This is a genomic window from Streptomyces sp. NPDC058052 (genome assembly GCF_042885515.1).
Lineage (GTDB): Bacteria > Actinomycetota > Actinomycetes > Streptomycetales > Streptomycetaceae > Streptomyces.
The window spans coordinates 1-11,646 of record NZ_JBHVRX010000005.1 but is presented as its reverse complement, the minus strand read 5'-3'; the positions used below and the strand labels follow the sequence as shown (position 1 = coordinate 11,646).

General features: G+C 69.3%; 11 protein-coding genes and 1 tRNA gene. 9 read left to right on the top strand and 3 right to left on the bottom strand.

Features of this window, described 5'->3' with window-relative positions:
* Positions 1-63: 63 nt before the first annotated feature.
* Positions 64-150: transfer RNA gene (locus ACFVU3_RS08890), tRNA-Leu, on the bottom strand.
* A gap of 814 nt (positions 151-964) precedes the next feature.
* Between ACFVU3_RS08890 and ACFVU3_RS08885 the strand changes: the two genes are divergently transcribed.
* The 9 genes from ACFVU3_RS08885 to ACFVU3_RS08845 all read left to right on the top strand — a co-directional run bounded on the left by ACFVU3_RS08885 (position 965) and on the right by ACFVU3_RS08845 (position 10,412).
* Positions 965-1,804, top strand: coding sequence for an FhaA domain-containing protein (locus tag ACFVU3_RS08885; RefSeq protein ID WP_390064947.1), 840 nt, complete (start codon positions 965-967; stop codon positions 1,802-1,804).
* Between the two features lie 10 nt (positions 1,805-1,814).
* Entirely contained in the window at positions 1,815-2,339 is a 525-nt protein-coding gene (locus tag ACFVU3_RS08880; protein ID WP_390064945.1) for an FHA domain-containing protein, read from the top strand.
* 96 nt (positions 2,340-2,435) lie between these two features.
* Positions 2,436-3,932: a Stp1/IreP family PP2C-type Ser/Thr phosphatase gene (locus tag ACFVU3_RS08875; RefSeq protein ID WP_390064943.1), complete on the top strand. Its 1,497-nt coding sequence runs from the start codon at positions 2,436-2,438 to the stop codon at positions 3,930-3,932.
* 26 nt (positions 3,933-3,958) lie between these two features.
* Positions 3,959-5,401 carry an FtsW/RodA/SpoVE family cell cycle protein gene (locus tag ACFVU3_RS08870; protein WP_390064941.1) on the top strand — a complete coding sequence of 481 codons (1,443 nt, stop codon included), beginning with the start codon at positions 3,959-3,961 and terminating at the stop codon, positions 5,399-5,401.
* Positions 5,398-6,864, top strand: a complete 1,467-nt coding sequence (locus ACFVU3_RS08865; protein ID WP_390064939.1) for a peptidoglycan D,D-transpeptidase FtsI family protein — start codon at positions 5,398-5,400, stop codon at positions 6,862-6,864. Before ACFVU3_RS08870 ends, ACFVU3_RS08865 begins: the two co-directional genes overlap by 4 nt.
* Before the next feature lie 158 nt (positions 6,865-7,022).
* The gene (gene pknB / locus ACFVU3_RS08860) at positions 7,023-9,077 is read left to right on the top strand and encodes a Stk1 family PASTA domain-containing Ser/Thr kinase (protein ID WP_390064938.1); all 2,055 of its coding nucleotides are present in this window, start codon (positions 7,023-7,025) and stop codon (positions 9,075-9,077) included.
* A 147-nt stretch (positions 9,078-9,224) separates the two neighbouring features.
* Positions 9,225-9,521 (top strand): hypothetical protein, encoded by a 297-nt coding sequence (locus tag ACFVU3_RS08855; protein ID WP_390064936.1) that lies wholly within the window; start codon positions 9,225-9,227, stop codon positions 9,519-9,521.
* A 266-nt stretch (positions 9,522-9,787) separates the two neighbouring features.
* The gene (locus ACFVU3_RS08850; protein WP_390064934.1) at positions 9,788-10,231 is read left to right on the top strand and encodes a hypothetical protein; all 444 of its coding nucleotides are present in this window, start codon (positions 9,788-9,790) and stop codon (positions 10,229-10,231) included.
* Positions 10,232-10,238: 7 nt separating this feature from the next.
* Entirely contained in the window at positions 10,239-10,412 is a 174-nt protein-coding gene (locus ACFVU3_RS08845; protein WP_390064932.1) for a hypothetical protein, read from the top strand.
* A gap of 64 nt (positions 10,413-10,476) precedes the next feature.
* Here ACFVU3_RS08845 and ACFVU3_RS08840 read toward each other — a convergent pair whose 3' ends face one another.
* Together ACFVU3_RS08840 and ACFVU3_RS08835 are read right to left on the bottom strand one after the other, a co-directional pair.
* Entirely contained in the window at positions 10,477-11,154 is a 678-nt protein-coding gene (locus tag ACFVU3_RS08840) for a class E sortase (protein WP_390064930.1), read from the bottom strand.
* Between the two features lie 36 nt (positions 11,155-11,190).
* Positions 11,191-11,646: class E sortase (locus ACFVU3_RS08835; RefSeq protein ID WP_390064928.1), on the bottom strand; the 456-nt coding region annotated here is incomplete at its 5' end.

Below are 11,646 nucleotides of genomic sequence, written 5' to 3'. Positions count from 1 at the left end.
AAGCGTCACACGCCTTGGACAACGCGGAAGCCCCGTAGGTCTCAGACCTACGGGGCTTCCGTCTGGTGCGCGAGGGGGGAGTTGAACCCCCACGCCCTTTCGGGCACTGGAACCTGAATCCAGCGCGTCTGCCTATTCCGCCACCCGCGCATTGGGTGGTCTCCCGGTCTCTCACCTTTTCGGTGGGAGCGCCTGGCGACATCTGAAGATTAGCACGTCGCGGACGGTGGATTCACATCCGTTGTTTCGGCCCCCCGCCCGCAGAACAGAGGAGAGGAAGAGGCCGACGGCGGAGGCGGTCGGCGCGCGACGGAGGCGGGAGGAGGAGGCGGGATGAAGGACCGGGAGCGGCGGAACACCGAGGGGCGGGGAAGGACCGACCACCGGGCGAGCGACGTGGTCGCGACCGGGACCACGCCGGCGACCGGCGCCGAGAACGCGACCGCGACCGCGACGGCGACCCCAGCCGCGACCGCGACGGCGACGACGACCCCAGCCGCGACCGCGACGCCGATACGGACGCCGAACCGCCCGGCCTCCAACGCGGCACCCCGTCACCCCGCCCCTCCCGGCGTCACCTCCCCGCCCCCCGCCCCGCCCTCCGCTTCGCCTTCCGCTCCGCCCACCCCCTCCCCGCCCCTCCCGGCACCTCAGGGGAGAAGTGAGGCGAAGAAGGAGAGAAGGGACACAGGGGAGAGAGGGGAGAGAAGGGAGAGACAGGGGAGAAGCGGGAGGTTGCGGCGCCGGCCGCACCGCGCGACGCGCTCACTCCCGCACTCCGCCCCTCCTGTCGGACAGCCGGGTGCGGGACACTGTCCACAGGCCCCCTCTACGATCCCTGGGGGGAGGGCCTGTGAGAGGTGACACTCGTCCACAGGGCAGAGAAGGGGAACCAGCCGATTTCCCGACGCGTGGATACGATCAGTAAGCAGTACCAGGACGGCAACGACGGAGGAGGTGCCCCATGGGAGTCCTGAAGCGTTTCGAGCAGCGTCTCGAAGGTCTGGTCAACGGCACCTTCGCCAAGGTGTTCAAGTCCGAGGTCCAGCCGGTCGAGATCGCCGGCGCGCTCCAGCGCGAGTGCGACAACAACGCGCAGATCTGGAACCGCGAGCGGACCGTCGTCCCCAACGACTTCATCGTGGAGCTCAGCGCGCCCGACTACGAGCGTCTGAGCCCCTACTCGGGCCAGCTGGGCGACGAGCTCGCCGGCCTGGTCCGGGACTACGCCAAGCAGCAGCGGTACACCTTCATGGGGCCGATCAAGGTCCACCTGGAGAAGGCCGACGACCTCGACACCGGTCTGTACCGGGTGCGCAGCCGTACGCTCGCGTCGAGCACGTCGCAGCCGCAGCCGCACGCGGGTCACCAGCAGCAGCCGCACCAGCCCCAGGGCCAGGGCGGCGGCTACGGGTACCCGCAGGGGCCCCCGGCCGGTGCCCCGCCGATGCCGTCCGCGCCGCCGCCCGGCGGTGGGCAGCGTCCGGCAGGCGGCGGCCGTCCTCCGGCTCCCGGCGGCGCCCAGATGCGCCGCTGGATCGAGATCAACGGCAACCGCCACCAGATCTCCCGCCCGACCCTGGTCCTCGGCCGCAGCACCGACGCGGACGTGAGGATCGACGATCCCGGCGTGTCCCGCCGGCACTGCGAGATCCGGACCGGAACGCCCTCGACGATCCAGGATCTCGGATCCACCAACGGCATCGTGGTGGACGGGCAGCACACCACCCGCGCTACGCTCCGCGACGGCTCGCGGATCGTCGTGGGCAGCACCACCATCGTTTACCGGCAAGCCGAAGGGTGAAGCGGGGGCAATGTCAGAGCTGACCCTGACGGTCATGCGGTTGGGTTTCCTGGCCGTTCTGTGGCTGTTCGTCATCGTGGCCGTCCAGGTCATCCGTAGCGACCTGTTCGGTACGCGGGTGACCCAGCGCGGTTCCCGCCGCCAGGAGGCGCGCCCCCAGCAGGGCGGGCGCCAGGCCGCGCCGCCCCAGCAGCGCGCCCAGCAGCCGCAGCCTTCCGGCGGTGGCCGGTCGCGGCGGGGCGCGCCGACGAAGCTGGTCGTCTCCGAGGGCACCCTCACCGGCACGACCGTCGCCCTCCAGGGGCAGACGATCACGCTGGGGCGGGCGCACGACTCGACGATCGTGCTGGACGACGACTACGCGTCCAGCCGGCACGCCCGGATCTACCCCGACCGGGACGGCCAGTGGATCGTCGAGGACCTCGGGTCCACGAACGGGACGTACCTCGACCGGACCCGCCTCACCACCGCAACGCCGATTCCGCTGGGGGCGCCGATCCGCATCGGCAAGACCGTCATCGAGCTGCGGAAGTAGTACGACAATGAGCGAGCTGACCGGAGCGACCGGAGGGTGGGCAGTGTGGGTCGAGACCGGCTGTACCCCGATGCAGCGGCGACAGGGCAGGTGGGCATGAGTCTCTCCCTGCGATTCGCCGCGGGCTCGCACAAGGGCATGATCCGCGAGGGCAACGAGGATTCCGGCTACGCCGGTCCCCGGCTCCTCGCGATCGCCGACGGCATGGGCGGCCAGGCCGCCGGTGAGGTCGCCTCGTCCGAGGTGATCTCGACGCTCGTCACCCTCGACGACGACATCCCCGGATCCGACATCCTCACGTCGCTCGGTACGGCGGTGCAGCGCGCCAACGACCAGCTCCGGATGATGGTCGAGGAGGACCCGCAGCTGGAGGGCATGGGCACCACGCTCACCGCCCTGCTGTGGACCGGGCAGAGGCTCGGCCTCGTGCACGTCGGCGACTCCCGCGCGTACCTGCTGCGCGACGGCATCCTCACCCAGATCACCCAGGACCACACCTGGGTCCAGCGGCTCGTGGACGAGGGCCGGATCACCGAGGAGGAAGCCACCACCCACCCGCAGCGCTCGCTCCTCATGCGCGCGCTCGGCAGCGGCGACCACGTCGAGCCCGACCTCTCCATCCGTGAGGTCCGCGCCGGCGACCGGTACCTGATCTGCTCCGACGGCCTGTCCGGCGTGGTGTCCCACCAGACCCTGGAGGACACCCTCGCCAGCTACCAGGGCCCGCAGGAGACCGTGCAGGAGCTGATCCAGCTCGCGCTGCGCGGCGGTGGCCCCGACAACATCACGGTGATCGTCGCCGACGTCCTCGACGTCGACGGCGGTGACACCCTCGCCGGCCACCTCAGCGACACCCCGGTCGTCGTCGGCGCGGTCGCCGAGAACCAGCAGCAGCTGAACGACGGCGGCGCGATGCAGACCCCGGCCGGCCGCGCCTCCGGGCTCGGCCGCCCCGCGCACCACCAGCCGCCCGCCGGGGGCTTCGGCCCGCCCGGCAGCGGCGACGACCACGGCTACGGCTCCATGCCGCCGCACGGCGCCTTCGACGCGTACAGCGACGACGACTTCGTGAAGCCGCGGAAGCGGCGCCGGTGGATCGGGCGCACCGTGATCCTCGTCCTCGCGCTCGGCGTCCTCGCCGGCGGCGCGTACGGCGGCTGGCGCTGGACCCAGACCCAGTACTTCGTCGGCTCCAACTCCGAGCACGTGGCGCTGTACCGCGGCATCAGCCAGGACCTCGCCTGGGTGAAGCTCTCGGAGGTCGAGAAGGACCACCCCGAGATCGAACTCAAGTACCTCCCCGCCTACCAGCGGAAGCAGGTCGAGGACACCATCGCGGGCGGCAGCCTCGACAAGGCCCAGACGAAGATCTCCGAGCTGGCGGTGCAGGCGTCGGCCTGCAAGAAGACCGAAGAGCGCCGCGTGGCCAAGGAGAAGGCCGACAAGGAGAAGGCCGCCGCCGAGGCGGCCGAGAAGCCGGCCGACGGAGCCGACGCCAAGCCCGAATCCAAGCCCACCGCAGCCGCTCCGACCCCGGGTCCCACCCTCACTCCGGAGGAGCAGAAGCTGGCCTCGAACTGCGGCAAGCAGTAAGCACCCGTAGGGGGCCTTTCACCACCATGAGCGTTGTCACCAACACGACCACCATCGGCGCGATCGAGGCGCCGAGCCGCCGCAACACCGAGCTGGCGCTGCTCGCGTTCGCCGTCGTCATCCCGGTGTTCGCGTACCTCAACGTGGGGCTCGCCCTGGACGGCGAGGTCCCGTCCGGCATGCTCGGGTACGGGCTCGGCCTGGCGCTGCTCGCGACCGTCGCCCACCTCGTCGTACGCAAGTGGGCGCCGTACGCGGACCCGCTGCTGCTGCCGCTGGCGACCCTGCTCAACGGCATGGGCCTGGTGCTGATCTGGCGTCTGGACCAGTCGCCGCGGCTGATCGACCTGGCGAAGCGCCAGTACGGGGCGTTCAGCGCCTCCGCGCCGAACCAGATGATGTACTCGGCGATCGGCATCGCCATGTTCGTGGGCGTGCTGCTGATCCTCAAGGACCACCGCGTCCTCCAGCGCTACACGTACATCTCCATGGTCGCCGCGCTCGTGCTGCTGCTGCTTCCGCTCGTCCCCGGCCTCGGCGCCGACGTCTTCGGCGCCAAGATCTGGATCCGCGTCGGCGGCTTCTCGATCCAGCCCGGTGAGTTCGCCAAGCTCGTCCTCGCCGTGTTCTTCTCCGGCTACCTGATGGTGAAGCGGGACGCGCTGGCCCTGGCCAGCCGCCGCTTCATGGGGCTCTACCTGCCCCGAGGCCGTGACCTCGGCCCGATCCTGACGATCTGGGCAGTCAGCCTCCTCATCCTGGTCTTCGAGAACGACCTCGGCACCTCGCTGCTGTTCTTCGGCATGTTCGTGATCATGCTGTACGTGGCGACCGAGCGGACCAGCTGGATCGTCATGGGTCTCCTGATGGCCGTCGCGGGCGCGGTGGCCGTCAGCTCCACCGCCAGCCACGTCCAGTCCCGTGTGGCGGCCTGGCTCGACCCCTTCGAGTGCCTCGCGACGGCACCGGCGGGCTCGAACATGGCGTACGCCTGTGACCAGATGACCCAGGTGCTGATGTCCTTCGGCTCCGGCGGCATCCTCGGCACCGGGCTCGGCCAGGGCAACTCCGACCTGATCCAGTTCGCCGCCAACTCCGACTTCATCTTCGCCACGGTCGGCGAGGAGCTCGGTCTGGCCGGCGTCATGGTCTTCCTGCTGATCTACGGTCTGATCATCGAGCGTGGCATCCGCACCGCCCTCGCCGCCCGCGACCCCTTCGGCAAGCTGCTCGCGATGGGCCTCTCCGGCGCCTTCGCGCTGCAGGTCTTCGTCGTCGCCGGCGGTGTGATGGGCCTCATCCCGCTCACCGGTATGACGATGCCGTTCCTCGCGTACGGCGGTTCGTCCGTGATCGCCAACTGGGCCCTGATCGGCATCCTGATCCGGATCAGCGACACCGCGCGCCGTCCGGCGCCCGCCCCCGCTCCGAACCCCGACGCCGAGATGACCCAGGTGGTCCGTCCGTGAACAAGCCGCTGCGCCGGGTCGCGATCTTCTGCGGCCTGCTCGTCCTCGCCCTGCTCCTGCGCGACAACTGGCTCCAGTTCGTCCGCGCCGACGAGCTGAACGCGCACCCGAAGAACCGCCGCGTCCAGATCGAGCGCTACTCGAACGAGCGCGGGAACATCATCGTCGACGGCAAGCCGATCACCGGCTCCGTCGACTCCGAGGACGAGTACTACAAGTTCAAGCGGACCTACGTCGACGGCCCCATGTGGGCGCCCGTGACCGGCTTCGCCTCGCAGGCGTACGACGCCACCCAGATCGAGAAGATCGAGGACGGCATCCTCACCGGCAACGACGACCGGCTCTTCTTCGATCGCACCCTGGCGATGTTCACCGGCGAGCAGAAGAAGGGCGGCGACGTCGTCACCACCCTCAACGGCGCCGCGCAGAAGGCCGCCTTCAAGGGCCTCGGCAACAACACCGGCGCCGTCGTCGCGATCGAGCCCTCGACCGGCAAGATCCTGGCGCTGGCGTCCACCCCCTCGTACGACCCCTCCTCCTTCGCCGGCTACTCGGGCAAGGACGAGAAGGCGTGGGTCGCGCTGGAGAAGAACAAGAACAAGCCGAAGCTGAACCGTGCGATCCGTGAGATCTACCCCCCCGGCTCCGTCTTCAAGGTCGTGACCGCCGCCGCCGCGCTGGAGTCCGGCAAGGTCACCGACATCGACGCGGCGACCGAGACCCCCGAGGGCTGGAAGATCCCGCTCTCCACGAAGCCGATGAAGAACCACTCGGGCGGCTGCGCCAACGCCAGCCTCAACGAGGCGCTGCGGATCTCCTGCAACTCGGTCTTCGCCAAGCTCGGTGACGACGTCGGCGTCGAGAAGATGAACGAGATGGCGGAGAAGTTCGGCTTCAACGCCGAGCAGTTCACCCCCGTCCGGTCCGCCGCCTCGGTCTACGACAAGAAGGCCGACCGCGGTGGCAACGCGCTCTCGTCCATCGGCCAGTTCAACACCGCGACCACCCCGCTGCAGATGGCGATGGTCACGGCGGCGATCGCGAACGACGGCAAGCTGATGAAGCCGTACATGATCGACCAGCTGCGCGCGCCGAACCTGGACGTCATCAAGCAGAACGAGCCGGAGGAGATGAGCCAGCCGGTCTCGCCGGAGAACGCCCAGAAGCTCCAGGCGATGATGGAGAACGTCGTCTCCAACGGCACCGGCGGCAGGGCCGACCTGAACATGGACGGCGTCAAGGTCGGCGGCAAGACCGGTACCGCGCAGCACGGCGAGAAGAACGCCAAGCGCCCGTACGCCTGGTTCATCTCGTACGCCAAGACCGATCAGGGCTCCCCGGTCGCCGTCGCCGTGATCGTCGAGGACGCCGAGGGCGTCGGCCGTGAGGACATCAGCGGTGGCGGCCTGGCCGCGCCGATCGCGAAGGCGGTCATGAAGGCGGTTCTGAAGAGCCGCGGCTGATCTTGCAAAGGGCCGGTGCCCGCCAGGTACCGGTCAGGTATCAGCTGCCCTCCGCGGGCGGTACCGCTCTTCGGGGCCGGTAGCGTATGCGCGGACAGCACACACCGCCGGACCACCCATGGGTGCGGTCGGGACAGACGGAGAGGGCTGGATTAGCTATGGAAGAGCCGCGTCGCCTCGGCGGCCGGTACGAGCTGGGCTCGGTGCTCGGCCGCGGTGGCATGGCCGAGGTGTACCTCGCCCAGGACACCCGGCTCGGCCGCACCGTCGCCGTGAAGACGCTGCGGGCCGACCTGGCCCGTGACCCGTCCTTCCAGGCCCGGTTCCGCCGTGAGGCACAGTCCGCCGCCTCCCTGAACCACCCGGCGATCGTCGCCGTCTACGACACCGGCGAGGACTACGTCGACGGGGTCTCCATCCCGTACATCGTGATGGAGTACGTGGACGGCTCGACCCTCCGCGAACTGCTGCACTCCGGCCGCAAGCTGCTGCCCGAGCGCACGCTGGAGATGACCGTCGGCATCCTCCAGGCGCTGGAGTACTCGCACCGCGCCGGCATCGTGCACCGCGACATCAAGCCCGCGAACGTGATGCTGACCCGCACCGGCCAGGTCAAGGTCATGGACTTCGGCATCGCGCGCGCCATGGGCGACGCGGGCATGACCATGACGCAGACCGCCGCGGTCATCGGCACCGCCCAGTACCTCTCCCCGGAGCAGGCCAAGGGCGAGCAGGTCGACGCGCGCTCCGACCTGTACTCCACGGGCTGCCTGCTCTACGAACTGCTCACCGTCCGGCCGCCGTTCATCGGCGACTCCCCCGTGGCCGTCGCCTACCAGCACGTCCGGGAAGAGCCGCAGCCGCCGAGCAACTTCGACGCCGAGATCACGCCGGAGATGGACGCCATCGTCCTCAAGGCGCTGGTCAAGGACCCCGACTACCGCTACCAGTCCGCCGACGAGATGCGCGCGGACATCGAGGCGTGCCTCGACGGGCAGCCGGTCGCGGCCGCCGCGGCGATGGGCATGGCCGGCGCCCAGGCGTACAACGGCTACGGCTACCCGCCGGAGGACCAGCCGACGACCGCGCTGCGCCAGGCCGACCCGATCGGCCAGACCTCGATGATGCCGCCGGTCCCGCCGGACGGTGGCGGCTACGGCGGGTACGACGGTTACGACGACCGTCCGGACCGCCGCCGGGGCGGGCAGAAGAAGTCGAACGCCTCGACGATCCTGCTCGCGCTCTGCGGTGTCCTGGTGCTGGTCGGCGCGATCTTCATCGCCCGCTATCTCATGGACACCAACGACACCCCGCAGCAGACGGTGGTGCCGCAGCTCGTCGGCCAGAAGATGGACGAGGCGCAGAAGTCCGTGACCAATGCCCAGGTGAAGCTGCAGGAGGCGGGCTCCGAGCGCTGCGAGCAGCCCACCGGAGCGATCTGCCGCCAGAACCCGGTCGCCGACAACATCAGCAAGATGGACGTCGACGGCACGATCCAGGTGTGGATCTCCGAGGGCGCGCCGCTCGTCGAGGTCCCGGACGTCCAGGAGCAGTCGCTGGAGCGTGCGAAGGAGACCCTGGAGGGCAAGGGCTTCAAGGTCAAGGTCGAGGAGGAGGAGTCCGACGAGGACCCCGGCACCGTCCTGCGGCAGAACCCGACGAACGGCAGCAAGGCCGAGAAGAACTCCGAGGTGACCCTGACGGTCGCCAAGCAGAAGCTGACGCAGCTGCCGGACGTCCGGAACCGTGACATCAGCCTGGCCCTCCAGCAGCTGAACGGCCTCAGCTTCACCAACGTGGAGCAGGAGGAGGTCGACAGCGACCAGCCCAAGGGCATGGTCCTGGAGCAGAGCCCCGGCGGCCCGAGCAACCAGCCGCTGGACGTGAAGATCACCCTGAAGGTCTCCAAGGGCCCCGCGGTGCCGCAGATCACGATCCCCGCGGACATCGTCGGCAAGACGCTCAAGGAGGTCCGGGACAACCTCCAGGGCCAGGGCATCACGGTCGTCGTGGTCGGTGTCGACAAGGACGACGCCCGGGTGGCCCAGTCGAACCCGGGCGCGGGTTCGCCGGTCAAGCAGGGCGACACGGTCACCCTGTTCACCACGGACCTGGGCGGCGGCCAGCCGGGTGGCGACAACTCCGGCAACGGCGGCCAGCCGGGCGGCGACAGCAACGGCGACGCCAACAACATCGGCGGCTGGTTCGACTAGTCGCGGTTCGTCCCGCGTCAGGAACGCGAAAGCCGGTGGCTCTCTCCGAGCCACCGGCTTTTTCCTTTCTCCGTAGGGAAGTCCAATGCGACGGGTTCTGTCTACCTCTACTACGACGGCGCGACCGGCAGGAACTGTACGGTCGACGTGGCCACGAGCGCGGGTGGATACGGCATCCCCACGTTCAAGTTCGTCATGATCGTGAAGTGTGTCGCCGGCACCAGCGCGGGCTCCACCTGCGTGCAGGACACCTACGTCCAGGACCCGTCCACCACCGCCATCACCTACAGCCAGTACGCCGGCCCGGCCAGCGTCTCCGCCGCCGGCCGGTGCATCTCGGTGACCGGCATCATCAGCCTCACCAGCGGGCCGAGCGCGTCCCAGGCGCAGTACAGCAGCAAGGCGACCCACTGCGGTCAGTCACCGTTCAGCAATTCCGGGTGACGAGAAGGACAAGGGATCAGGAATGCGTGCCAGAAAGATATTCGCCGCGGGTCTCGTAGCCTTCGGAACGGTGGTGGGGGCGTCGGGTACGGCGTCGGCCGCTCCGGCATTCGACTGCTATTTCGACCAGGTCTGCCTCTACTACAGCTCCAGTTCGTACGGGTACGGGGCCTATTTCGCACAGAGCGGCAACATAGCGGATTACTCCGGCTATTCCTTCCAGTCGGGTGCCAACGGCAGCACGGGCGCCGAAAGAGATCGTCCAGGTGTCTCGCCGCCCGTTCCGCGCCACCGCCTCACTGACCGTCCTCCCGCTGCTGCTGGCGGGGTGCGCGGGGGCGGGAGGAACGCCCCCCACGGCCGGCGGCGCGACCGCCCGGGACGGCGCGCGGACGCCGCCTCCCGCCGCTGCCGTCCCCGTCATCGACTCCGCGAACGACAAGCCGCTCCCGCTCGATCCGTATCTGGTGAACCCGGGCCAGCAGGCGACGATCGACAAGGCGTACGCGACGGCCCTCTCCCGCTGCATGGCACGCTTCGGATTCGACTACCGTCCGCCGGTCGAAGCCCCCGCACCGCGCGACAGCGACGCTCCCGTCACCCGGACCGACGGCCGGTACGGGAGCCAGAGCGCCGAACTGATGGCGCGATGGGGCTACCACCCCGAGGGATCCGCAGTGGCGGAAATCGCCCCGGCCCACTCCCCGTGAGCTGAAGGTGGCGACGGCGGACGCGGCCTGTCGGCACGAGCACAACGTGGTCGGTGTCTGGTACGCGGTGGACCACGCCCACCAGGAGAGGGCCGTCGCGGAGAACGCCGCGGCCCTGGCCGACGTGAAGGCCGGCCTGGAGTCCAAGATGCGGGCCGCGCAGCGCGTGCTGGACGAATGAGGAGGCGAGCGCCCCGCTCGCCTCACCTCACCTCGGTCCGGGATTCAGCTCGTCCCGGCGCGTCTCACCGCAGCTCCGCCGGCGGCGTCCGGTCGCGGTCGACCTTCTCGGTGCGGGCCAGTTCGCCCCAGACGATGTAGCGGTGGTCCGAGGTGTACATGGGGGTGCAGGTCGTGAGCGTGATGTACCGGCCGGGCTCGGTCCTGCCGGACTCCTCGGGGACCGGCAGGAGGACGTTCACGTTGTACTTCGTGGTCTCCGGAAGGGACTTGTAGACCTTGTAGACGTACCAGGTGTCCTTGGACTCGAAGACGATCGGATCGCCGTTCTTCAACTTGTGGATGTTGTGGAACTTGGCCCCGTGCCCGTCGCGGTGGGCGGCGAGCGTGAAGTTGCCCTCCTTGTCCTGCGGGAGGGCCGACTTGACGGGGTCGGTGTAGTAGCCGGCGACACCGTTGTTGAGGATCGAGCTCTCGGTGCCCCGCTTCACGAGGATCTCGTCGCCGCCGAAGGCCGGGACGTGGAGGAAGCCGACTCCGCCCTTGGTGTCGAGGGCGCCGGGGCCCTGGTCGGCCCACTCGCCGCGGACCTCCGCGCCCTCCTTGTCGGCGGCCCGGTCGGCGAGGACGTTCGTCCACCACAGCGAGTAGACGACGAAGAGTCCGAGCACGAGGCCGGCTGTGATGAGGAGTTCGCCGAAGACGCTGATGAGCCCGGCGATCCGGTTGCGCGCGCGTGACACTGGGTCGGCCCTCGTCCCTTCTGGAGGTGTGGGGTCTCAGCCTACGAGCGCGTCCGGCTTTCCCTTGCTGCGCGGCCGTTCCTCGACCAGCTTTCCCCACACGATCATGCGGTAGGTGCTGGTGAACTCGGGCGTGCAGGTGGTGAGGGTGATGTACCGGCCGGGCCCGGTGAAGCCGGAGCCCTTGGGGACGGGGTCGATGACGGCGATGTTCGAGGGCGGGGTCTGGGGCAGGATGCTCGCCATCTCGTAGGTGTAGTAGGCGTCCTGGGTCTCGACGACGATGGGGTCGCCGGGCTTGAGGCGGTTGATGTAGCGGAAGGGCTCGCCGTGGGTGTTGCGGTGGCCGGCGACCGCGAAGTTGCCCTGTTTGTCGGAGGGCATGGCGGTCTTGAGCTTGCCCTCGCCGTAGTGGCCGACCATGCCCTTGTCGAGGACCTTGGGCTTGTTGATGCCCTCGGCGACGGGGACGACGACGTCGAGCTTGGGGAT